General features: G+C 38.8%; 18 protein-coding genes, 1 tRNA gene and 1 pseudogene. 13 read left to right on the forward strand and 7 right to left on the reverse strand.

The window, feature by feature from the left end:
* Positions 1-93: 93 nt before the first annotated feature.
* Both CIL03_RS14195 and CIL03_RS14200 read left to right on the forward strand, forming a co-directional pair.
* Positions 94-966 carry an Hsp33 family molecular chaperone HslO gene (locus CIL03_RS14195; RefSeq protein WP_094886538.1) on the forward strand — a complete coding sequence of 291 codons (873 nt, stop codon included), beginning with the start codon at positions 94-96 and terminating at the stop codon, positions 964-966.
* A 1-nt stretch (position 967) separates the two neighbouring features.
* The gene (locus CIL03_RS14200) at positions 968-1690 is read left to right on the forward strand and encodes a MerR family transcriptional regulator (RefSeq protein ID WP_094886539.1); all 723 of its coding nucleotides are present in this window, start codon (positions 968-970) and stop codon (positions 1688-1690) included.
* Positions 1691-1842: 152 nt separating this feature from the next.
* Here CIL03_RS14200 and CIL03_RS14205 read toward each other — a convergent pair whose 3' ends face one another.
* On the reverse strand, positions 1843-3258 hold the full coding sequence (locus CIL03_RS14205) for a Na+/H+ antiporter NhaC family protein (RefSeq protein ID WP_094886540.1): 1416 nt from the start codon (positions 3256-3258) through the stop codon (positions 1843-1845).
* Between the two features lie 172 nt (positions 3259-3430).
* Between CIL03_RS14205 and CIL03_RS14210 the strand changes: the two genes are divergently transcribed.
* Positions 3431-3562 (forward strand): YuzL family protein, encoded by a 132-nt coding sequence (locus CIL03_RS14210; protein WP_094886541.1) that lies wholly within the window; start codon positions 3431-3433, stop codon positions 3560-3562.
* 113 nt (positions 3563-3675) lie between these two features.
* On the opposite strand, the gene CIL03_RS14215 is transcribed toward CIL03_RS14210, so the two are convergent.
* From CIL03_RS14215 to dat, 6 genes are all read right to left on the reverse strand, one after another.
* Positions 3676-3939 carry a hypothetical protein gene (locus CIL03_RS14215; protein ID WP_094886542.1) on the reverse strand — a complete coding sequence of 88 codons (264 nt, stop codon included), beginning with the start codon at positions 3937-3939 and terminating at the stop codon, positions 3676-3678.
* Between the two features lie 69 nt (positions 3940-4008).
* Entirely contained in the window at positions 4009-5724 is a 1716-nt protein-coding gene (locus CIL03_RS14220; protein WP_094886543.1) for a GMC family oxidoreductase, read from the reverse strand.
* A 21-nt stretch (positions 5725-5745) separates the two neighbouring features.
* On the reverse strand, positions 5746-6507 hold the full coding sequence (locus tag CIL03_RS14225) for a gluconate 2-dehydrogenase subunit 3 family protein (RefSeq protein WP_206207708.1): 762 nt from the start codon (positions 6505-6507) through the stop codon (positions 5746-5748).
* Positions 6508-6866: 359 nt separating this feature from the next.
* Positions 6867-8870 (reverse strand): S9 family peptidase, encoded by a 2004-nt coding sequence (locus CIL03_RS14230; protein WP_094886545.1) that lies wholly within the window; start codon positions 8868-8870, stop codon positions 6867-6869.
* 77 nt (positions 8871-8947) lie between these two features.
* Positions 8948-9457 (reverse strand): DNA topology modulation protein, encoded by a 510-nt coding sequence (locus CIL03_RS14235; protein WP_094886546.1) that lies wholly within the window; start codon positions 9455-9457, stop codon positions 8948-8950.
* 345 nt (positions 9458-9802) lie between these two features.
* Positions 9803-10675 carry a D-amino-acid transaminase gene (dat, locus tag CIL03_RS14240; protein WP_094886547.1) on the reverse strand — a complete coding sequence of 291 codons (873 nt, stop codon included), beginning with the start codon at positions 10673-10675 and terminating at the stop codon, positions 9803-9805.
* A 227-nt stretch (positions 10676-10902) separates the two neighbouring features.
* Between dat and CIL03_RS14245 the strand changes: the two genes are divergently transcribed.
* The 10 genes and pseudogenes from CIL03_RS14245 (at position 10903) to CIL03_RS14290 (ending at position 24602) form a co-directional block, all read left to right on the forward strand.
* Positions 10903-11592 (forward strand): Crp/Fnr family transcriptional regulator, encoded by a 690-nt coding sequence (locus tag CIL03_RS14245; protein WP_094886548.1) that lies wholly within the window; start codon positions 10903-10905, stop codon positions 11590-11592.
* 403 nt (positions 11593-11995) lie between these two features.
* Positions 11996-12069: transfer RNA gene (locus CIL03_RS14250), tRNA-Gly, on the forward strand.
* Positions 12070-12224: 155 nt separating this feature from the next.
* Positions 12225-13922, forward strand: coding sequence for an ABC-ATPase domain-containing protein (locus CIL03_RS14255; RefSeq protein ID WP_094886549.1), 1698 nt, complete (start codon positions 12225-12227; stop codon positions 13920-13922).
* 16 nt (positions 13923-13938) lie between these two features.
* Positions 13939-15084, forward strand: a complete 1146-nt coding sequence (gene queG, locus CIL03_RS14260) for a tRNA epoxyqueuosine(34) reductase QueG (RefSeq protein ID WP_094886550.1) — start codon at positions 13939-13941, stop codon at positions 15082-15084.
* 144 nt (positions 15085-15228) lie between these two features.
* On the forward strand, positions 15229-16071 hold the full coding sequence (locus CIL03_RS14265; protein ID WP_094886551.1) for an amidase domain-containing protein: 843 nt from the start codon (positions 15229-15231) through the stop codon (positions 16069-16071).
* Positions 16072-16117: 46 nt separating this feature from the next.
* The gene (gene trmL, locus CIL03_RS14270) at positions 16118-16591 is read left to right on the forward strand and encodes a tRNA (uridine(34)/cytosine(34)/5-carboxymethylaminomethyluridine(34)-2'-O)-methyltransferase TrmL (protein WP_094886552.1); all 474 of its coding nucleotides are present in this window, start codon (positions 16118-16120) and stop codon (positions 16589-16591) included.
* Positions 16592-17046: 455 nt separating this feature from the next.
* Positions 17047-19911, forward strand: coding sequence for a 2-oxoglutarate dehydrogenase E1 component (locus CIL03_RS14275; RefSeq protein ID WP_094886553.1), 2865 nt, complete (start codon positions 17047-17049; stop codon positions 19909-19911).
* Positions 19898-21211 (forward strand): 2-oxoglutarate dehydrogenase complex dihydrolipoyllysine-residue succinyltransferase, encoded by a 1314-nt coding sequence (gene odhB / locus CIL03_RS14280; RefSeq protein WP_094886554.1) that lies wholly within the window; start codon positions 19898-19900, stop codon positions 21209-21211. The genes CIL03_RS14275 and odhB overlap by 14 nt, the downstream gene beginning before the upstream one ends.
* Positions 21212-21436: 225 nt before the next feature.
* Positions 21437-22627 carry a NupC/NupG family nucleoside CNT transporter gene (locus CIL03_RS14285; RefSeq protein ID WP_094886555.1) on the forward strand — a complete coding sequence of 397 codons (1191 nt, stop codon included), beginning with the start codon at positions 21437-21439 and terminating at the stop codon, positions 22625-22627.
* A gap of 550 nt (positions 22628-23177) precedes the next feature.
* Positions 23178-24602: pseudogene (locus tag CIL03_RS14290) on the forward strand (aldehyde dehydrogenase family protein).
* Positions 24603-24631 lie beyond the last annotated feature (29 nt).

A 24631-nucleotide genomic window follows, 5' to 3' on the forward strand; every position in this document is an offset into this window, starting at 1 on the left:
AAAAATAATTTCGCATTATACTTGAACCTTACGTAAGGTAATGTTTTATAGTTATCTAAAAGGATTAATTTACGTAAGGAAAGGATACTCCAAATGAAAAATAAAATCATAAAGGCATTGGTTTTTGATAAACAGGTTCGGTTATATTTTGTAGATAATACAGCACTGATTAATGAAATTATCAATTTGAACGGTCATAACAATCGAATAATTAATGTTGCTCTGGGAAAAACCGTATCTGGAATTAGCCTCCTTTCTGCAACTTTAAAGGGAGAGCAGAGGTTGAGTGCTACTATTACGATGAGCAATCCTAAATATAAAATTTTTGCGGATACAAGTGCACATGGTAATGTACGTGGTTATGCTAATCAATCGCTTGTGAAAGCTAGCGGCATGGAAGATGTTTCTATTCAAAACCTTATCGGTCAGAAGGCTTCTATTCGAATGATCACAGGCTCTGATATGAATCAATTTACTGGGATTACAGATATGCCTTATCAGAACATAGATAAGGATCTGTCCCATTATTTTAATCAAAGTGAGCAACTGGAAACATATATTGAGACAAATTTAGCTATAAATAAAGAAAATACCGTTCTTTATAGCTATGCCATGTTTGCTCAACTGCTTCCCGGTGCTCCACGGCATTTGTTAAGTGAAATGAAGGAAAGAATTAATACGAGCTCAAGCTTTTTAGCAAAACTTAAAGGGATAGATCGTATACAGATCCAAGAAGAGCTAAGAAACTATTTCAGTGACTTAGAAATCATAGGTCAGGTTCCAGTTCAATTCTCATGCAGGTGTTCCAAGGAAATGTTCTATGGAATGCTGAATTCTTTGGATGAAAAAGAGTTAATGACATACATTTATGCCAACAAGATAATCAAATCAAGCTGTCACATCTGTGGAAGAACTTATCAATTTTACCCGACTGAAATTAAAACCCTTTTACGGAAAGAGGAATAACATGACTAATTATTGGAAGGTAGGCGAACTAGCAAAATTAACAGGTCTTTCGATTCGTACATTAAGATATTATGATCAAATTCAATTGTTCTCTCCATCTGAATACACAGATTCTGGCCATCGTCGTTATACGCATGCAGATTTGCAAAAACTACATGAGATACTTGTTTTAAAGCAGATGGGCTTATCATTAGAAGAGATCCAAGAAATAATTGAGAGTGAAGAAAACACTTCTGTAATGGAGACGATCGATAAACAAATTGATCGTATAAGGGAAGATATTAAAATTCAACAACAATTGCTCTGCCAATTAGAGCAAACGAAAAATGAACTTGCCAATCAAAAATATATTTCCATTAAAGAACTAACATCGTTGTTCGAACTCATGAAAATGAATCGATCTAAGTATTTTTCAAACTCGCAATTAGCAGAAATGAGAAGTTACTATGAGCAAATGGATAAGGATGCGTTAAAAGCTGCAGAGGAAGAATTTCAATTGTTGTTAACAAATTTGCGTTTGGAAAAAGAGAAAGGAACTTCGCCCAAAACAAAAACTGTGCAAGAGTTAGCGGAGAGATGGAAAAGCATGGCATATTCATTTTCAAAAGGTGATTCAGAAATCGAGAAAAATGCTGAGGCATTTTATGCCGATAATCCAAGTGTTGCATTACAATACGGATTGGACGCTGAATTATATCTTTATATACGTGAAGCATTACAGTAAACTGATCAATTTCAACACGGTAAAACTTAAACTCGATAGATAAGAATCCATTTTGAACATATTTTTCAAAATGGATTCTTACTTTCAATATACTATCTAACGATTACAGATGTAAAAACGAACAGAATTAGCATTTGCCTTGTCTAATGAAGTCACCCAAGAAAGAATGCTGCCGCTAGATACAAAACCGCAGCGATGCCGACACCGATTGATACAATTTTTAATTTATATCGTGCATAAGCGATAAGGGGGACTTCCATAATGGATGCCGTTGTGATCGTTGTATCACCAAGCGGAGAGGTCATGGCACCGAAAGACCCACTGGCAAATACCGCGCCGACTGTCATTGGGAGGGATGCACCGGTGGATGTTGCCAATGCAATTCCAAGGGGCATGAAAATCCCCCATGTTCCAAAGGAGGAACCTAGGAAATAGCTGACAACTGAACCGATTAAAAAGACGATGGCCGGGATGGTGAAGCCCGGAAGAAATGACCCCAGAGTTGCTCCGATAAACTGGGAAAATCCAAGATCTTCTGCCACCAAAGACAGTGACCATACTAGTACAAGGAGAATGATCGGCTGCATCAGCTGATTTCCGCCATCATAAAAATGATAGATCGTTTCACCAAGTTTCTGTTTTCTTAGCATATAGTAAATAAATGTAACGATCAGTGTAATAAATACTGCAAGCAAAATAACAAAAGTTGCATTCGCTACCGCAAAAGCATCCAGGATTCCTGTGGCACCTTTTTCTATACCGTCTTGCCACAATAGGTACAATGTCAGCCCAAGCAGCAAAAACAAAGGGACAATCAAATTCCATGGCTGTGCTTTCACCGTGGACAATTCCTTCTTAATTCCCATGCGGTGAAGATTCTCCTCTGCACCCTTTAGTTTGTTTTTCTTTGCATTTTTCTTTTTTGGTTTTGACCAGAATGTCCAAATCAGTCCAATGATCAGCATCACAATCGCAAAAAAGTTAAACGGAATACTGTATAGGAATACCTGATACGCATCTGCTTCCAGGTTGTGTTTTTGGATACCACCTTCAATGAGTGAGACCATAAAGCCGACAAATGCGGTTGCAACCGGCAGCAGCACAATCACCGAACCAGTAGAAATGTCCATGGTAAAACCGACTTTCCAGCTGGACGTGTTAACTTTTTTTAGCAATGTTTTGATAACTGGTCCGATCATCATGATTCTAAACATCGGCATCATGAATGTAAAAGGGAGGGTCAGCCAAATGAGCGCAAGGAGACCGCGCTCGGAATCTATTTTGCTGCCGACCCAATCCGCAAAACCTTTGATGCCTCCGGATATCTGCATCATACCAATCAGTCCGCCGAATAGATAGAGAAAGGCAATAATGTTTATATTCCCGGGGTCGGATAATGTAGTTACGATATAGTTAACCGTCTCTTTTGCCCCATCAAGCAAGCTGAAGTCCACCAAAAATGCGCCAACAAGCAGTCCTAGCACAAGTCCGGGCAAGATTTTTCTAAGCCAGATGGAAAATACAATCACGATGATAAATGGAATCAATGAAAGCCATGTCTGTTCCACAGAAAAATCGTCTCCTTCCCACAGATACATAATGTTAACATTTGTCACACCGGCGGATTTCATACAGTTTTATTTTTAAGGTTTGTACTAAAAATATAGGGCATTATACAAATAGCAGCAAAAAAACATATCTCGATTATATTAAGGAATACTCAAATTGGAGGTGATCAGAGTGAAAAAAAGAAAAGTAAACCCAGTAACAGATGGCTTGAGTTCACCAGAGATAGAGGGGCAAGGGACTACAAGAAGGGAAACAGGGGGAAAAAAGGCAGATTCTTCAAGGAAAAAGCAAAAGCGTAATTAACTTTTCAATCAAAAAACAGGTGGAAACAATTCCACCTGTTTTTTGATGGGATCATATAAACACAGTTTATATTAGTCTCTCGAAGCTTTGGCGATAATATTATTTTTCTATATTTATTCAGCGCCCCTGTCTTTATCAAATTGCCGATCGTTTCCCTTTTCCATTTGCTGATCTGTTTGATTAGGGTTTTCATCATGGATAAAAGGTCTGTTTCCTTGATCCGGATCATTTTGATTTGGATTAGGTTCATAACGAACAGGTTGATCATTTACTTCTTCTTCTTGCTCAACTGGTTCATTATTGCCCGTGTTACATGCTGATAAAATACTTATTGAAAACAAAATAAAAACCATTGATAATTTCCATCTGCTTTTCAAAGTATCACCTCCGTGCCTTTCATATTGTAAGTTTTTTAAAACAGGTGCATTAATACTTCTCTAGTTTATCTAAACAAGAGATCCGCCTTCCTTCAGGTATCTCCCAATTCCTTCAGCTGCTCTGTATGAAAGTGCGCCTAGAGTACCAGTAGGGTTAAAACAGCTATTATGCGGAAATGCAGATGCGCCTACTACAAATACATTTTCAGCATCCCACATTTGCTGATAGGAATTAATTGCGGAGTCTTTCGGGTCAGCACCCATAATGACACCTCCTGTGTTATGTGTGTTCGTATCAACGTTCACGTTAAATGGTGCTTGTTCTCCAACAGTATCAATATGGTCAGGGCCCATTTCTTCTGCAATCGCTCTTGTTATTTTCGATATATATTTTACTAATTGGCGGTCCTGTTCTGTATAATCATAAGTCATACGTAATAGTGGCATACCATATGCGTCTTTATACGTTGGATCAAGATCAAGATAGTTATTTCGATGAGGCAAGCTTGCACCTTGTGACTTCACTTGCAGTACGCTATTAGCATATTTAATGGATTGGTTTTTAAATTCTTCGCCCCATGCAGGTGTTCCAATTGGGGCATTATTATTTGCAATTGGGCGATTACCGTATTGAGTAGAGCGTACCCCTGCTCCGTGAAGGAAATTTTCATTAGTATGGTCAAAATTGTCACCCGTAAATTCAGGAATCTCGATACCCAATGCACCTGCTCCAGCATATAGATTAAACTCACGGTCATTATAGTATAAAGTGGAATATCCTGAACTTACCTGGTAACAGTAATTTTTACCAATGACGCCTGTCCCAGTATCTGGATTATAGGGTTTACCAAGGCCTGAATTAAGCAATAGTCTTACATTATTGAATACATAACTTGCGAGTACAACGACCTCTGCAGGCTGCTCAAACTCTTCTCCAGTGAAAGTGTCTACATAAACAACGCCCGTAGCTTTCGTACCATCATTTAAAATGCGCGTAACATTCGAGTGTACTCGCAAGTCAAGGTTCCCCGTTTTTTGTGCAACAGGAATCGTTGTAACTACAGGATCAGCTTTTGCACCGTACTCACAGCCGAAGTTTTCACAGTAAGCACAATATTGACATGCGGCACGGGCAATACCATCAGGATTTGTATAGTTTTCGGAAAGGTTGGCAGATGGCATCATATATGGATTATAGCCAAGTTTTTTAGCCGCCTTTTCAAATTCTTCCAACACGGGTGTTTTTAGCATAGGTCCTGTTGGATATGGGTTTGAACGATGTCCATATAGTTCAACTGTTTCACCGGAAATACCTGACATTTTTTCAAATGTATCATAATAGGGTTCCATTTCATCATATGTAATGCCCCAATCCTGAAGTGGATACTCTGGTTTAATTTTGTTTTTGCCATACCTTTTTTCAGTTAACGATTTAATTTCAAAATCGTAAGGGAGGAAACGATAGGTTTGTCCATTCCAGTGACTGCCAGCACCACCAAGACCATCACCGACGATAAATGTTCCATAATGGCGCATTGGAAGAGCTCTCATACCTTGGTTATTCCGTGAAGTAATGGTTTCTTTTGATAAATCCTGCATTAATTCCTCACGATGCTGGAAACGGAGCTCGTCATGAACCATTAAATAATCGCTCATCTTACGTTCCTTTCCTCGCTCAAGCCCAACCGTTTTAATTCCAGCTTTTGTTAATTCTGACGCAATGATACTTCCCGCCCAGCCCATTCCAGCAATTACAACTGGTACTTTTGGCAGTTTTTTAGCCATGTTTATCATCCCTTTCAATCTTTACGAATGTCCCATATGACTATGAAGACTTTGCTGATCTAACTCTACAAATTCGTCACTTTTGATTTCTTTTACATAACTCATATAAGTACCAGGGTACTTTCGCATTTGCCATCCCAGCATTTCTTTATTTCCACCATATAACGGATCTGCATAAATACCCTCAATGGTTAGCTGTCTAAGTAATTTGAAAAAATCTGATGTAGATACACCAGAAAGTGAAGGACCTTCACCTTTCTCAAATGCAGTCAATACTTCATCCTGTTCGGCTGCTTCTAAATCCGCAAAATTTGTTTGATAGTTTTCATTGCTGTAATTATCTAATCCTTTCAAACCTAAACGGAAGAGATCCTTTCGTAAAACTTTAATCTGTTCTCCTTGTGTGGGCTCTGGCTTATAAAATGGACCATCCGTGTAATCTCTTGCATTTACTCCCCATTGGCTGGCAAGTTGATGGTCAATATAAATCCCTGCATTTAATTCCATAGCCCCTGGGCCAAGATCGTTTTTAGGGAAGATACGTTCAGCAGCAGCCATTGTTGTCTCATATTCCTCAGGGTAAAAAAACATTAAGGCAACATTAGGGTTTGCAACAGGTGCACCTGATTCTGTATTTACATTACTTTCATTTTTCGTGTCTGTCGTCCCAAGCAAGCTGCCAACTGTTCCTCCAATAACAATACCGCCAAGGGCGAATCCTGAATTTCTTAAAAAGGTACGTCTTGTACGATCTTCTACTTGATTTTTCTCTTTGTCCGACATAATAAAACCTCCTGGAATTCCTGAAGATAATTAGTGATTAGCACAACTCAAACTATTCAGCTAACATGCCTGCAATTAACGGAGATGGAGAGGCAAAGCTGCATATCTTTATTAAGTTTTTCTCAAATCTAGAAAAATATGTATATTTTACTAATAATTTTTATCTAAGTTGAGGTGAAATCTTTTATTGAAGAAGCAATATAAAAAAGGCTTAGGAATAAAATCTCCTATGCCTTTTAAACTGCGAATTATAGTGTGCATCGTACAATGAATTGCTGTGTTTTTCTATGCAGACAGTATTTTGCACATTACTAATAAACTGTTATAAATTTTTGAGAGTACTTTTATTTTAAACTCTCTTATAAATACTCATCAAACCAGCGGCATATATGATTTAACCGCTCGATCCGCATTTCAGGCTTTCCGCTTCTGCTCAGTTCATGATTTGCCCCAGGGAAACGGACAAATTCTACATCTTTCCGTAAATGTTTTAATGTAATAAACAGCTGTTCACCTTGTTCAATTGGACAGCGGAAATCCAGTTCACCGTGTAAAATTAATAATGGTGTTTCCACGTTTTCAGCATATTTTAATGGGGAAAACTCCCAAAGCTTTGCAGGATCGTCTAATAAGTTCAGCCCATGCTCCCATTCTGTGAAGAAGAAGCCGATATCACTCACCCCGTAAAAGCTGATCCAGTTGGAAATGGAACGCTGTGTTACTGCTGCTTTAAAGCGGTTTGTGTGGCTAACGATCCAGTTCGTCATGAAACCGCCATAACTGCCTCCGGTAACACCTAGTCTCGTTTCATCAATGAAACTATAATTTTCCAGTGTGTAATCTATTGCACTCATTAAATCAGTATAATCTCCACCGCCATAATCTGTCCGGCAAGCATCTACAAACTCCTGACCGTATCCATGGCTCCCTCTTGGATTTGTGTATAGAACTACATAGCCCTTGGCAGCAAGCAGCTGCAACTCATGGAAAAATGTCTGGCCATACATTGCATGTGGCCCACCATGGATTTCTAATACAAATGGATATTTTTTATCCTCTTCAAAATCATATGGACGAAGCAGCCATCCTTGAATTTCCCAGCCATCCTTAGCAGTAAAGGTAAGTGTTTCCGGCTCTGAAAGATGGACCTCTTCCAGGAAGTCTGCATTTGCATTCGTTAATCTAATCAGTTTGTCATCCTGTTTCAGCTGATAAAAATTACATGGATTTGTTGGTGTACTTATCCCAAGGATGAAGGAATTTGTTCCTGCATCATAGGAAAAACCAAAAACGTGATTATCATCTTTATAGAGTACCTTTAGTTCACTATTCAAGGAAACCTGATACAATCCTGTAGCACCATGATCTGTTGCAAGGAAAAATAAACTGTCTTCATCTTCTGACCAGACTGGGCCATTTTCCGATTCTCCTAAACGGGTATCACCTATCATCAAATCACCAAGCTGCATATCCCATTGTTCACTTATTGTTGATCGCTCACCTGTTTTTATATCGAAAATGTACAATTCATTTAAGGTTGCACCTTTATGTGTAAATCCATGTCCAAAGCAGGCGATTTTCTTACCGCTTGGGGAAAATCCTGCATGATGATAAGCTCCGTCGCTGCAAGTTAATTTATTAATTTTTTTCGTTTTCAGGTCCATTGTGAAAAGGTCACTGATAAGCTCATAATCGGCATCTTCATTCAGATTTGCAGAAAACAGAATCAGATTCCCATCAGGAGAAATATCCTGGAAACTGTGATCCGCATCGGCTGAAGTTAACTGTGTGAAATTCTCATTTTCCACATCCAATAAGATTAGCTGACTGCGTTTATGGTCATGAAAACCCTTTGCGTCAGATTTATACTTTAGCCGGTTAACGACAAGCGGTTCATTCTCTTTATCCTTTTTTTCCTTCTGCCGTTCTTCTTTTGATAGTTCTTTTTGATTTTCGATATTATCATCCTGATTAAGTGATGCATGGAAAATAATATAATTTCCATCCTTCGACCATACAGGGCTTACTGCACCATTTTTAAAAAATGTAAGCTGTTTTGCTTCTCCGCCATTTGTGTTTAACATCCAGAGCTGTGGAATACTGCTTCGGTTTGATTGAAATACAACTTTTTTTCCATCCGGAGAAAAGCGTGGAGAGCTGTTTTTAACATTTCCAAATGTCCATTGTGAAGACTTGCTTTCCGAAACTTTTTGATGAAACAGATGGGATTCATATTCGTTTTTATCATTGATTGCTGTTGATATATATGTATAGGCCTCACCGCCGGGTGTAAATCTTGGATCACTGTATACTTCTAATCTGGTAAAATCCTCAGCCGTTAATGCGCGTTTTTCCTCACTCATAAAATAGCCTCCTAGTATATAACTAATTTTCAAAACTTTTGTTTCATTCTAAACTATTTCGGGATGCGAATCAATTGCTATGCATCGGGCAAGGTTTGAATATATTTCTGAAGTTCTTTTCTGTTTTTAAAAATATGGATATCAGTATCTCTGAGGGTGGAAAGTCGTTCGTAAATTGCCGGAGTTTTAGTTCTGTTGAATTTTAGCACCCATTGGAAAAACTCCCAATCTAGCTTTTCTGGACAGTCTTTTCCCATATCAGGGCGGGTTTTGTTGCGATAGGCTATTCGGCGTTTTGTAATTCCATACAGGCAGCGGATGGTGCTATAGTGAAGAAAAATAACTGTATCTGCTTGCTGGAGTCGCTGTTCCATTGTCGATCCATAGTTTCCATCAATTATCCAAGTATCACGTTCGAGGACTTTTTCGGTTTCTTTAATAAATTGTTCACGTGACAGTGGGACCCATCCGGGCTGCCAGTGGATGGCGTCCAGATGATAGATAGGAAGTTCAAGCTTTTTTCCAAGGGTTTGGGCAAGTGTTGACTTACCTGCACCACTGCCTCCAATGATTACAACTTTTTTCATGGGGGACCTCCTTTTGAGAGATTAGCAGAAGTATTATTATAGCATAATTTTCTGAATACAACATGAAGCTTTTGAAGGAATTTCACAAAAATAAAAACAGCCAGTTTCATAGAAGAACTGACTGTTATTTATAATTATTTTTGTATAGGAAATTATAAAATTTTTGACCTGTGGATAAATAAACAACCAAATCAGCCACGTCCGGCGCAAGCGCCCAGCGACTAGCGAACTTCCTTCACCTCCGTACGATAAGTCAACATCGGCTCCCTACGGTCGCCGTGTTTCCTTTAACTCCTGCGGTTCAGTCAAGTTCGTACGTCGCTAAACGGGCGCTTGCGCCTTTGTTCAGCTGCTGATTTTTTCACTAGCTTTTATATTTGCATCTTTTTCATAGGCTTGCTGCAGCATACGGGTTATCTTCCCAGGTGTACCAGTGCCAATTTGATTCTTATCAACATTTACAATTGGCGTAATTTCTGAGGTACTGCTGGATAAAAAAAGTTCATCTGCCATAGCAATGTCCTCAACGTTAAAGCCTTCTTCAATGAAAGGAATATTTAAATCCTTCACAAATTGCTCGATACGCATTCGGACACAGCCATGTAATATATTCTGTTTCACTGGGTGTGTATAAATTTTACCATCTTTAACCAGATACACATTGGATGAACTGCACTCTGTTACAAATCCATCTTTATGCAAAATTGCTTCACCGCAGTTTTGCTCTTTTGCTTCCTGCTTGGCAAGTACGTTTGGCAGGAGGTTGAGACTCTTAATATAGCAATTTTCCCAGCGGATATCTGGATGGGTAATTGCAGAAATACCATTTTCAAGATTTTCAATACCACGAGGGAAATCTTGAACATATGCATAAATATTAGCTGAAACATTGATCGGGAAAACATGATCCCTTGGTGCTGATCCCCTAGTTGCCTGCAGGTATACTTTCCCATCCTCTTTCATATCATTTCTTTTCAGTAATTCATCGAGCAGATTCCTCAGCTCTTCCTTTGTAAATAGAAGATTTATTTTAACAGCTTCTGCAGATCGAAAAAAACGATCAACATGTTCCTGAAGTAAATAATAAGAACCGTTATAGATCCGAATCACTTCATACACTCCATCACCAAACTGGAGCCCTCGTTCTTCGTAAGGATATTTTAAATTATCTCTGTGAGTAAAATTTGTTTGAGCTAAAATAATCGGATAAACTGACATTTTTTCTCCTCCCTTTAAAAGCCTATTTTATAACTTCTGAAACCGGTTGTAAACGAACAACTTTCAAGAAATGTTCAAATCATTGAACTTGATTTTTCTGCTAAAATAGATTTAGCAATATCACCTCAAATTTATATTGGATAAAAAGTGACAAATATCACAGTTTTATGTTTGGTGGTGTACTATAATGGTAATAGTGTTATAGGAATAAGAAAGGTTGGATAAATATGGAGCCTTTACTAAATAGATTAGATACATATAATTATGATATGCTGCTGGCTAACACGAGGAAACTGGATGTCAAGAAGGGGAACGTAATTTACAGAGAAGGAAGCCCCTCAAACTATTTATATTTCATAATGAAGGGCCAGGTGCGCATTTACAAAAAACTGGGACCTGGTAAGGAATTAACCATATTTACACGGAACCCTCATGATGGATTTGGAGAAATAGGTGTATTCAGCGGGAAAAATTACTCGAATACAGCGGAGGCAACAAAGAACACTACCTTATATTTTATCGGTAAGAATGAAATGGAGAGTATTTTAAATCAAAATGGTCAAATAGGCTTACAGTTTACAAAATGGGTAGCGGAGTCGCTGGAAGCGAGTAAAGCAAAAATGCGTGATTATATCGCGTTTGGATCTGAAGGCGCAGTCGCCTCGGTATTTGTACGTTACTCTAACATGTATGGCATTGTTACAAAAGAGGGCATCCGATTAACAGAACCTGTTATGCTGCGGGATGTAAGCAAACATATCGGTATTTCTCGGGAAACTGTCAGCCGTGTAGTGAATAAATGGAAAGAACAAGACATTATTGCAAATGACAATAAATACTTTTTAATTAAGGATATGAATTACTTTAGGAAAATATTAGTATGTGAAAATTGCGGAGTTGAAAATTGCGTTTTATAGAGTGTCGGAGAGCTGTTCTTTCAGGACAGTTCTTTTTGTTTTCGAAAAAGTCATTATAAATGTCCCGCTAGGTAAACTTGGTGTTTTTTATCGTCACATTTGATGTAAACTGCGACATAACTTTAAATGGTAATTGAGCCACCGCTGCGGAAAGCATCCGCCCGGAGCGATCCCGGACGGCGATTATAGCAGATGCTAAGTAGTCGCAGTCTATAGATTTTGTGTCAAAACAAATAATTCTTTTCGGTGACTCCTGCCGTACAGAAAAAGAATTCGATTGTTCGCAAGAGGATAATCTGATTATCACTACAAAATGTCGAAAAAAGTAAAATTACCCCTTGATTTGAAAAAAATTAGTTGGTATAATTATTTCTGTACTCAAAAAAAGAGCTTTTTAAAAAACGCGGGTGTAGTTTAGTGGTAAAACCTCAGCCTTCCAAGCTGATGATGAGGGTTCGATTCCCTTCACCCGCTCCATACATATGTCTTAACGCAGTATCTCGTAATTTAACGTACGAGGTGTTGCGTTTTTAATTTGCATTTTACTAATTCTGCCTGCATACCTCTTCACTTGAACTCACGCTTTTATACATAGTATTCTTAAACAAACTAAAAACTCGCGAGGGATTCAAATGAAAAAATTACTTCAGCAATTTAAACAACTTGATAATAAAGGCTATAAATCATATAAAAGTGTTCAAGGTCACTACAAGTATGATGATTTTGATTTATATATAGATTATGTGCAGGGTGATCCGTTTGCATCACCATCAAAGATCCGCGTCATTGTTTCCAATGAAAAACGCTATATAAAAAATGAATGGCTGGAAAATTATACACGAAGAGTCGCAGTGGAAGATGCCTTCGCTCGCAGCGTTGGAAAAGCAATATCGAAGCAGAACGTTACAATTAAAGGTTCAGGGAAAAGTGGTTTGATACATTTTGATCAGCCCGGTCAGGAAGTGTTGGAAAGAAGTGCTGTTCAGCTTAATGCTTCCTACATTACTATATGTATTTCAATTGGACTTCCAGCAAATGGCCGCAAGATTAATGGCAGAGAAGCAGAGAAATTATTCGGAAAAGCAATACCAGACATTATAAGGAATTCAATTTTCGCTATTAAAGATGAAGAAATAGAACGAGCTTTTCAGCTTGCAGATCAGCAGAAAGTGATCAGGGAACATATGAAGCAGAATAATTGGATTTCCTTTATTGCAAATGGAGCGATTCTTCCAAGGGAAAGTGGTGTGAGCAATCGCCCATTAAAAGACGCAGTTCCCTTCCAAAGTCCAGCAGAAAGTGAAGCAGAAATAAAGATACCCTATAAGAATGAACCATTAAAAGGGATGGCAATAAATGCGGGAATTACACTAATCGCTGGTGGCGGCTATCATGGAAAAAGTACAATCTTAAAGGCAATTGAACGAGGTGTTTATTCCCATGTTAAAGGCGACGGGCGTGAATATGTGCTGACAGACCCTAACGCGGTGAAAATCCGTGCAGAGGATGGCCGGAAAATTACAGGTGTGAATATTTCACCATTTATTAATAATCTGCCTCATAAGCAGGTTACTGAATTTTTCACAACAGAGAATGCAAGTGGAAGTACGTCACAGGCAGCTAATGTAATAGAAGCACTCGAAGCAGGGGCATCGACACTATTGATTGATGAAGATACAAGTGCAACCAATTTTATGATTCGCGATCACCGTATGCAGCTGCTTGTAAAGAAAAACAAGGAGCCAATCACCCCATTTCTAGATAAAATTAAACAATTACATGATGAGCTTGGTGTCTCCACAATCCTTGTTATGGGAGGATCTGGTGATTATTTTGCAGTAGCGGATACGGTTATTATGATGGAGTCATATATTCCGATGGACGTAACGGACAGAGCAAATGAAATCATGAGTGAACTTCCTCTGGAGCGGGAGACATTAACAGAGGTCCCATTTGGAGAAATTAGCAGCAGGTATTTCCAGCAGGATTCCCTGCAAACAAAAAAGGGAAAACGTTCCAAAACGCAGGCCAAGGGATTAAATAAAATTATCATGGGCAGAACGGAAATAAACTTTGATGATACAGAGCAGCTTGTGGACGATTCACAAACGAGAATGATTGCGGAAATTATTCAGTTTCTGGATCGTACTAATAAACTTGGAAGAATTTCTTTAAAAGAACTGCTGGATCAAATTGAGGTGCAGATGAACGAAAAAGGATTATCATCATTTACTGTTTTTAAAGATCAGCATCCAGGTGATATTGCTCGTCCCCGCAGATATGAAATTGCAGCTGTTTTAAATCGTATGCGAACAGCAAAAGTCAAATAGAAAGGAGGAAATTATTTTGGATACCAGACAGCTTAAGCAGGAAATAATTGAATACAGCAAGGAAATTGGCATTGATAAAATAGGTTTTGCCTCGGCGGATGTTTTCGGAGAGTTAAAGGAGAGATTAAAACGTCAGCAATCACTGAAATATCAATCAGGATTTGAAAAAGGGTCTAATGAGGAAAGGACGGAACCTGAGCGACTATTGCCTGGAGCTCAATCCATCCTTTCCATTGCGATTGCATATCCTTCACGTATGAAGGATGCGCCAATAAGCACAAAGGAGGATCGTCGCGGTATTTTTGCCAGAGCGTCCTGGGGGATTGATTATCATGTCGTTTTACGGGACCGTTTGGAAAAGCTTTCTGCTTTTATTAATGAGAAGCTGCCGGATTCAGTAAATAAAGTAATGGTCGATACAGGAGAGCTTTCAGACAGAGCTGTTGCGGAACGTGCGGGAATTGGTTTCAGTGGAAAAAATACATCAATAATTACGCCGGAATTTGGTTCCTTTGTTTATTTAGGTGAACTGATTACGAATATCCCATTTATCCCGGATGACCCGGTTGAAGATAGCTGTGGTGATTGCCGGAAATGTCTTGATGCATGTCCAACAGGAGCTCTTGTGCAGGGAGGACAGTTAAATGCGCAACGATGCATAGCATTTTTAACTCAGACAAAAGACTTTCTGCCTGATGAATTCCGTACAAAAATCGGTACTCGTATATATGGCTGTGATACTTGCCAAGTGGTTTGCCCACGAAATAAAAAAGTTGATTTCCATATTCATCCGGAATTCGAACCGGAAAATGAAATTGCGAAACCAAAATTAAAGCCGATGCTCAGGATTTCCAATCGTGAATTTAAAGATACATTTGGCCATGTTTCAGGTTCCTGGCGCGGAAAGAAGCCGCTGCAGCGTAATGCTTTAATCGCACTTGGCCATTATAAGGACAAAACAGCTGTTGAAGAGATGATTGGTGTAATGAATAATGACCCAAGACCAGTTATTCGAGGAACCGCAGCATGGGCACTTGGGAAGATTGGCACTGAAGAAGCTTATGAGGCAATTAAAACTGCGATGGAAAAGGAACAAGATGAACAGGTTTTATATGAAATGGAAAAAGGATTGGATTTTCTAAAAGAGCCTTCTGCCAAATAATCATGAAACTTTTATAATGGCAAACCTTACCTTTGGCCTTAACTGTTCCAAGCAGTTGTATTATTATTTCTATACTTCTAAGGTCAATAATTAGACTTCAGTCAAGCTTCCTCTCCATATACTTTCTATGGAGGGGATTTTAATATGGAAATATTAAAGGAGCTTTGGCTGGATTTTTTCCAATCGGAACGAAAAGCAGACTGGTGGCAAAGAAAAAAGGAAATGTGCAAAGAGCACGGAACGGAAATAGTGCGGATTCAGGGGGATGGGCATATTAATGGAAAAATAGATTATGACAGCAAATCCGATTATCATTATTTGCTGCATCTTTCACTGCTGATGAAGCAGGGTGAACATTTTCACTTGGAGGAACGTGTCATTCCCTATCAATTTTTTCTTGAGGAAGGCAAAATTACAGACCACGAACAAACATCACGTATGAGAGAATTAAAGGCAGAGCAATCGATCACACCTGATGATATCCGTAATGACAGCAACAGCCGATTTTCCTATGACCGGCGTGCAGCGGTTCAGTATGCAGAGCGCTGGTGGAACAGTTATAATCCTGAATACAGGAAATTTGATGTTGACTGTACTAATTATGTATCCCAATGTCTTTATGCTGGGGGTGCACCAATGCATGGAGCACCTGAAAGAGGGAGAGGCTGGTGGTACTCAACTGATAGCTGGAGCTTTAGCTGGGCAGTCGCCCACTCTCTAAGGTGGTATTTAAGTGGTTCCAGGGAAGGTTTGCAGGGGAGAGAGGTTGAGAATGCAGATGATCTCATACCAGGTGATATAATATGCTATGACTTTCAGGGTGATGGCAGATGGGATCATAATACGATAGTTACGGCAAAGGATTTATATGGCATACCACTAGTCAATGCACATACAGATAATAGCCGCAATCGATACTGGTCTTATGAGGATTCTACCGCCTGGACACCGGATATTAACTATAAATTTTTCCGAATCGGTCAGTAGAAGTGGTATAATGGAAAAGTTATTAAGAATTAAGGAGAGTTAGAAAGTGAGCTTACATGTAGTATTATTTCAGCCAGAGATTCCTGCAAATACAGGAAACATAGCCAGAACTTGTCTGGCAACAGATACAACACTTCATTTAATTCATCCACTGGGCTTTTCAACAGATGATAAAATGCTGCGACGTGCCGGACTGGATTATTGGAAGAACGTTGACATTAAGGAATATAATTCAATTGAAGAGTTATACGAGGCATATCCAGAAGGTGATTACTATTATATAGAAAACTTTGGAACGAAACATTATACGGATTATGTGTTTAACAGTACAGAAAATGATTTATTTTTTGTCTTCGGTAGAGAGACAAATGGAATACCAAAGGAATTGCTTGAAGGAAAAGAAGATAAATGCTTGCGTATTCATATGAATGACAAAGTACGTTCACTGAATTTGTCCAACACGGCAGCAATCATTATTTACGAAGCACTAAGGCAGCAAGGGTTTCAACATCTTAAATAAATACTAAAAAACCGTCATGTAGATTTTCACATGACGGTTTTGCTATTATTGATTTTTTCTTGGAACACCTGGTTTTGCTTCATATCCAGAAGTAAAGCAGGAAACGAGAAATGTAATAATTACACCAATTAAAAGTGCCAGCTTCATGAAGATATCCTCCTTTTAGAGCTATGTAAAAACGTTATGTTTGAAGTATGTCCTTATTATACCTAATAAATTACCTCTTGTGAATACATACCTTAAAATTTAGAAAAAATGTCATAATTTTAGGTTTTTAAATATATGAAAATTCCAACTAGTTTTTTTCTTGGATAAAGGTCAGCACATATATTGTTTCAACAACTAAAATAAGGTATATTAGTTGAAGAGCGCTGACGTCAGTTCTATAATATAAATGGAATTCAAATGACGTTATTAAATTGTGGATATGTTAACAGCTAATGGGGGTATCTAAAGTGGCACAGAGTGAAGAATCTATTCAAAGATTCTGGGGAGAATTTCATGGTCCAAACATGGGTTATGTGGAGGAACAATACGATTTATACAAAGAGGATCCGGAAGCAGTCGATCCATCTGTAAAAGAGATGTTCGATCAGTACGGTGCTCCAGTCTGGTTCAATGAAGCAGGGGCAATAGAACAGGAAGTATCCGAAAAAACCTCAATAAATGATGTGAAGAAATTAACCTCAGCGATGAAACTTGTTGAGGCTATTCGTCGTTATGGTCATTTGGAGGCGGATATTTATGCTGTCGGACTGGATAAAGAGCGTAAAACACATTTAATTAATCCTGGGAATTATGGATTAACTGAAAGTGATTTGGAAAATATGCCAGCTTCCTGGTTATGGGAGAAGGCACCAAGGAATATTGAAAATGGTTTGGATGTTATCAAAGAATTGAAGAAATACTATTCTGGAACAATCGCGTTTGAATATGATCATGTGAATAATGATGAAGAGCGTTCATGGCTTCAGGATCTGATTGAAGCAGGGGAAGCACGTTTGGATTTATCAGATAATGAGAAGAAGCAATTACTGGAGCGGCTTGCACATGTTGAAGGTTTTGAAGCATTTTTACAAAAAACATTTGTAGGACAGAAGCGTTTTTCCATTGAAGGTCTCGAAGCAATGGTTCCAATGCTTGATCAGATTGTAAAATATGCAATCGATGACAAAATTGAAAATATTATGATGGGTATGGCACACCGCGGACGTCTATCAGTACTTGCACATGTCCTTGGTAAACCATACGATAAAATCTTTTCAGAATTCCATCTTTCACCAGATAAAGAACTGATTCCATCTGAGGGATCAATGGGTATCAATTATGGTTGGACTGGAGATGTGAAATATCATTTTGGTGCAACGAAAGATGTTAAGGATGGCGATGAAACGAAAACACGAATAACACTGGCACACAACCCTTCCCATCTTGAATTTGTAAATCCTGTTGTAGAAGGTTTTTCACGGGCAGCACAGGACGACCGTTCTGAAAAAGGGTATCCAAAACGTGATTTTAACAAAGCTTTCGGTGTACTTATACATGGAGATGCTGCGTTTATTGGAGAAGGAGTTGTTGCTGAAACACTAAACCTGAGTGGTCTCCCAGGTTATTCAACGGGTGGATCTCTTCACATTATTGCGAATAACCTTGTTGGATATACAACTAACCAGAAAGATGGGCGTTCCACCCGCTATGCAAGTGACTTGGCCAAGGGTTTTGAAATTCCAATAATTCATGTAAATGCGGATGATCCAATCGCTTGTGTCTCCGCGATTAAAATTGCCTATGAATACCGTAAAAAATATAAAAAGGACTTCCTTATTGATCTGGTTGGTTACCGCCGCTATGGTCATAATGAAATGGATGAGCCAAGAACGACACAGCCAAAACTGTATCAGGATATTGATAAACATCCAACGGCAGCAAATGTTTTTGCTGGTGTCCTGCAGGATAAAGGTGTAATTAAAAATGAAGAATTCCAAAAAATCACAGAAAAAGTTCAAGAGGATTTGCGGAATATTTATGACAGCATGAAGGAAAATGAAACTGGTCAAGCTGAAGCGCAAAACATGCCTGAAGCATTAGCTAATGGCCTGGATCAATTTGATACAGCTGTTGATCTTGATATATTAAAGGCATTAAATAAAGGATTATTGAAGCGCCCAGATGGATTTAAAGGGTTTAAAAAGCTTGAAAAAATCCTGCAACGCCGTGAAAATGTGCTGGAGCAAGGCAATAAAGCGGACTGGGGTGCAGGTGAAGCATTAACATATGCTTCTATTCTGCAGGATGGTATTCCAATTCGTTTAACAGGTCAGGATTCTGAACGTGGTACATTTGCACATCGTCATATTGTATTGCATGACGTTGAAACGAGTGAAAAATATAGTCCAATGCATGGCTTAGATGAAGCAAAAGCGTCATTTGATGTACGTAACAGCCCATTATCTGAAGCAGGCGTTTTAGGTTTCGAATATGGGTACAGTGTACAGTCCCCAAATACGCTAGTAATATGGGAAGCTCAATTTGGTGATTTTGCCAATGCCGGCCAGGTAATATTTGACCAGTTTATTTCTGCATCTCGTGCAAAATGGGGTGAAAAATCAAATATGGTAATGTTATTGCCGCATGGCTATGAAGGTCAGGGACCGGAACACTCCAGTGCGCGTTTGGAAAGATATTTGCAAATGGCCGCAGAGAATAACTGGATTGTTGCTAATGTAACTTCATCAGCACAATTTTTCCATTTGATTCGCAGACAAGCCGCAATGCGTGGCAGGGAAGAAGCAAGACCTTTAATTTTAATGACTCCTAAAAGTCTATTGCGTAACCAGCGTGTCGCTTCAGCTGCGAAAGATTTTACAGACGGTAAATTTCAGCCTGTAAGACAACAGCCGAATCTTAAAGTCAGTAAGAAAAACGCAACACGTTTATTAATCGGAAGCGGTAAAGTGATGGTAGATATTGAAGAGGCATTGGATAGTTCAGAAGAGAATTTCGACTGGCTGCGGGTTTTGAGACTGGAGCAAATTTATCCATTCCCTAAGAAAGAATTAGAAAAAGAATTGAAAGAATTACCTAACCTAGAAGAGATTGTTTGGGTACAAGAAGAGCCCAAAAACATGGGAAGCTGGGATTTTGTAGATGATTATTTAAGAGATCTGCTCAAGGAAGGTCAAGTTTTGCGTTATATTGGCCGTCCTGATCGATCATCACCGGCTGTTGGTGTACCAAATGTGCATAAAACAGAACAAAATCAGCTTGTACAAAAAGCAATTAATCCATCCAAAGGAGGAGATTCCAGTGAAAGAAATTAAAATTCCAGAGCTTGCAGAATCCATAACAGAAGGAACAATCGCCGAATGGTTAGTTAAAAAAGGCGATAAAATTGAAAAAGGCGACCCAGTTGTTGAACTGGAAACAGATAAAGTAAATGTTGAGGTAAACTCAGATTATGCTGGTGTTATCACTGAAATTGTAAGTGAAGAAGGCGATGATGTTGAAGTAGGTGACATTATTGCAAAATTAGATGAAAATGGGGAAGCTTCAGGTGATTCTGCATCTGAGGAAGAGACTTCCAAAGAGGAATCAAAAGAAGATAAAAAGGAAGATAAAAAGGAAGATAAAAAGGAAGATAAAGAAGAAGAAATTATTGAAGATAAAGATGAATCTCCGAAAAAAGAAGAAAAGAAAGAATCAAACGAAACAAGTAAAGGTGATGTCATTGCTTCACCTGCAGCAAGAAAACGTGCTCGGGAATTAAACATCGATTTAAGTTCAGTGAATCCACGTGATCCATTAGGCCGTGTTCGTCCTGAAGATGTGGAGGCTGCAGCCAAAGGTGAAAGCGAAGAGAAATCGTCCAAGCCTGCTAAGAAGGAAGAAAAGAAAGAATCTGCTAAAACAGAATTTGACAAACCGGTTGAACGTGTAAAAATGTCCCGCCGCCGTCAAACAATTGCTAAACGTCTAGTTGAAGTTCAGCATGAAGCAGCAATGCTTACCACTTTTAATGAAGTAGATCTGACTAATGTCATGAAGCTTCGCAGTGAACGTAAGGAAAAATTCATTGAAAAACATGGTGTAAAACTTGGCTTTATGTCATTCTTTACAAAAGCTGTTGTTGGTGCATTAAAAGAATTTCCGCTATTGAATGCTGAAATTCAAGGTAAAGAATTAGTGTTGAAAAAATTCTATGATATCGGTATTGCAGTTTCAACAGATGATGGATTAGTTGTTCCTGTTGTTCGTGATGCAGACAGGCTGGATTTTGCAGGAGTAGAACGTGAAATTGGCAATCTCGGTAAAAAAGCACGTGATAATAACCTTGCACTGGATGATTTGTCAGGCGGCTCCTTCACAATTACCAATGGCGGTACATTTGGATCAATGCTTTCAACACCAATCCTGAACGCACCACAAGTTGGTATTTTGGGAATGCATAATATTCAAAAACGTGCAATGGTGATGCCAGATGACTCTATTGAAGTTCGTCCAATGATGTACCTGGCGCTTTCTTATGACCACCGTATTGTTGATGGGAAAGAGGCAGTACAATTCCTTGTTAGAGTTAAACAACTTCTGGAAGACCCATATGATTTATTGCTTGAAGGTTAATGCATAGATAATATAGAAAAACCTGCTTCGGTTTAAAACCAAAGCAGGTTTTTTTATGGAATTTTATTAAAGATAAAAATGTGTTAAAAGTAAATTAAATAGGGAACAACTAATTAGATAAGAAAAAGTACAAATTATACTTGCATGACGTCTGACATCTTGTTACAATTACATTTGTGATTTTAAATGTAAACATTTACAAAATGGCAAAAGGAGGCTTCATCCGTGGATATTCTTCTTGGATTACTAGCTATTGTTGTTGTCCTTGGACTGGCGTTTTTGATGTCCAATGATAAAAAGAGAATTAATTATAAAGGCATCGGTATCATGTTGGTTTTGCAATTATTGATAACATGGTTTATGTTCTCAACCCAAATTGGACAAAATATCATTAACGGTATTTCAGCAGGGTTTAATAAACTAATTGAGTTTGGGTCAAATGGAATAAATTTTGTAGTTGGCGGTTTTATGATTGAAGAAGGCAGCAGCATTTTCTTTTTTAATGTATTATTGCTGATTATTTTCTTTGCAACCATACTATCTGTACTGACCTATTTGAAAATTCTTCCAATAATAATTAAATTTGTTGGTGGAGTCATTTCCAAAATAACAGGATTGCCGAAAGTAGAATCATTTAATGCTGTTAACAGTATCTTTTTTGGTCAGTCAGAAGCATTGATTGCCATTCGAACACAGTTTCATCATTTAGCCGATAACAGGCTTTATATTGTTTCGGCTTCGGCCATGGGTTCTGTTTCAGCATCTATTGTTGGGGCTTATTTACAAATGCTTCCGCCGGAATATGTTCTGGTTGCATTGCCATTAAATATGTTTAGTGCCTTAATGGTTGCATCTGTTATTGCGCCTGTTCATGTTCCAAAAGAGGAAGATCGTGTGGATGTAACAGATGTTACTGATGATAAAAGTATTTTTGAGGCTATGGGTAATGGTGCACTGGAAGGTGGTAAAATTGCCTTAATTGTTGCCGCTATGCTAATTGCATTCATCGCTTCTCTGGATCTTATTAACTGGTTGATCCAGCTTGTATTTGCTGGTGTTACTCTGCAGGAAATCTTAGGATATATTATCGCTCCAATTGGGATGTTAATGGGAATTGCCCCAAGTGAAGTAATTGAAGCAGGAGCAGTAATGGGAACTAAAATTGTTACAAATGAGTTTGTGGCAATGCTTGAATTCCAGCCAATGCTTGAATCAATGTCTGAGAAAACAATTGGTATCGTAACTGTTTTCCTCACCAGTTTTGCAAACTTCTCGTCCATTGGGATTATTGCTGGAACAGTTAAAGGGATAGACAGTGAAAAAGCTGTAAGTGTATCAGGCTTTGGCATGAAGCTTTTGATCGGGGCTACATTAGCATCAATTCTTTCAGCTACAGTAGTTGGCTTATTTTTATAATAGATATTTTGAGAAATGAATATAGATACAAAAATTGTTAGATGTACAGAACAGTTGATGGAAACTGCGAACTACTTGAATTGACGGTTGGGCGACCGCTTCGGAAATACACTACGCTTTCCGTGGGCGGCTGATGAGCCTCCTCGAGCTGTCGCTCTGCGGGGTCTCATCTAGGCCTCTGCTCCCACAGGAGTCTCCGTGTATTTCCTCCGCTGATGGTCCGGTTACTGCTGACGTATTGCATTAGTAATAATATACAAAGCATCTAACCACTTCTCCAGTTCGGGTGAGCAAAGGGCGGTGACTCCTGCGGGAATAGCACGAGTCCGAAGACCCCGCAGAGTGGTTTTCTCGAGGAGGCTGAGGCCGTGCCCGCGGAAAGCATCCGCCCGCAGCGATCCCGACCGGCGATTTTAGCAGATGCTAAGTATTTCGCAGTCTATAGAAACTGTAGCCTAAAGTAAGATTTAATACCGTCCAATTGAGGCGGTTTTTTTATGTTTAGAACTATGTACATTAGGAAAGAGGTTTTAAAGAGGGGTTGAGTTAATTGAGTAATGAATTTAATTTATATATTAATGGTGAATGGGTTTCAACGAATGACAAACTGGAAGTGTATGATAAATATACAAATGAGGTTTATGCTAACGTTTCACAAGCAGGTGAAAAGGAAGTGGATGACGCAATTTCTAGTGCAGAATACGCATTCAGCAAGGAAAAGTTATCACCATATGAACGGTATAAAATACTTACAAAGGTAAAAGAACTTCTATCCGAGAAAAAAGAAGAATTTGCAATATCCATTGTAGCAGAGGCGGGAAAACCGCTAAAGCAGGCAAGAAATGAAGTTGACAGGGCTATCCAAACATTAGAAGTTTCAGCTGAAGAAGCAAAACGAATCAGTGGTCAGGGAATTCCGGTTGATGCTGCTCCAGGATCTGAAAATCGAATGGCGTTCACTATCCGCGTTCCAGTTGGAATTGTCGGAGCTATAACCCCATTTAATTTTCCGCTGAATCTGGTCACACATAAAATAGGGCCGGCATTGGCTGCAGGAAATGCTGTTGTATTAAAACCGGCAAGTGCTACTCCAGTCACATCTTTACGACTGGCAAAATTATTTGAAGATGCGGGATTACCAAAAGGATTATTAAATGTAGTTGTTGGTCCTGGCTCTGTTGTTGGAAATCAGATGCAGCGTGATAAACGAATTTCCGTTTATACGTTTACAGGAAGTGCCGAAGTCGGTCTAAAAATAAAACAGAACACAGGCCTGAATAAATTAATTCTTGAACTGGGAAATAACTCTCCGGTCATCGTGGATAAAGAAGCAGACCTTGATAAAGCCGCTTCAGCAATTTCTACTGCTGGTTTTGTTTATGCGGGACAAACCTGTATCACTCCTCAGCGATTATATGTGCACGAATCGATTAAGGATCAATTTGCAGACAAGCTAGTAGCCAATATGAAATAGCTTAAAATTGGAGATCCATATAGTGAAGAAACTGATGTCGGGCCAATGATCGACGAGGACGAGGCAAAGCGAGCAGAAACTTGGGTTCAGAAAGCCAAAGAAAAGGGAGCTTCTGTTATTACAGGTGGGAAGCGAAATAAAGCAATGTATGAGCCAACAGTACTCACAAATGTTACAAAAGATATGTCTGTCGTATGTGAAGAAATTTTTGCACCGGTGGTTAGTATCATTTCTTACAATAATTTGGGTGCGTGTATTGATGAGCTGAATGAATCCCCATATGGCCTTCAGGGTGGAATATTTACCAAAAACCTTGATATTGCGTTTAATGCAGCTAGGAAGATAAGGGTTGGTGGCTTAATGATTAATGACACATCCCAATACCGTGTTGATCTAATGCCATATGGTGGTGTGAAAGATAGTGGATGGGGAAAAGAAGGTCCCAAATATTCAATCGACGACATGACGGAAGAACGACTGGTTGTTCTAAACCTGGAATAATTATTTAAGAAAGCGAGAGTCGGCCTCAG

Source organism: Virgibacillus indicus (assembly GCF_002266285.1).
Classification (GTDB): domain Bacteria; phylum Bacillota; class Bacilli; order Bacillales; family Amphibacillaceae; genus Virgibacillus_K; species Virgibacillus_K indicus.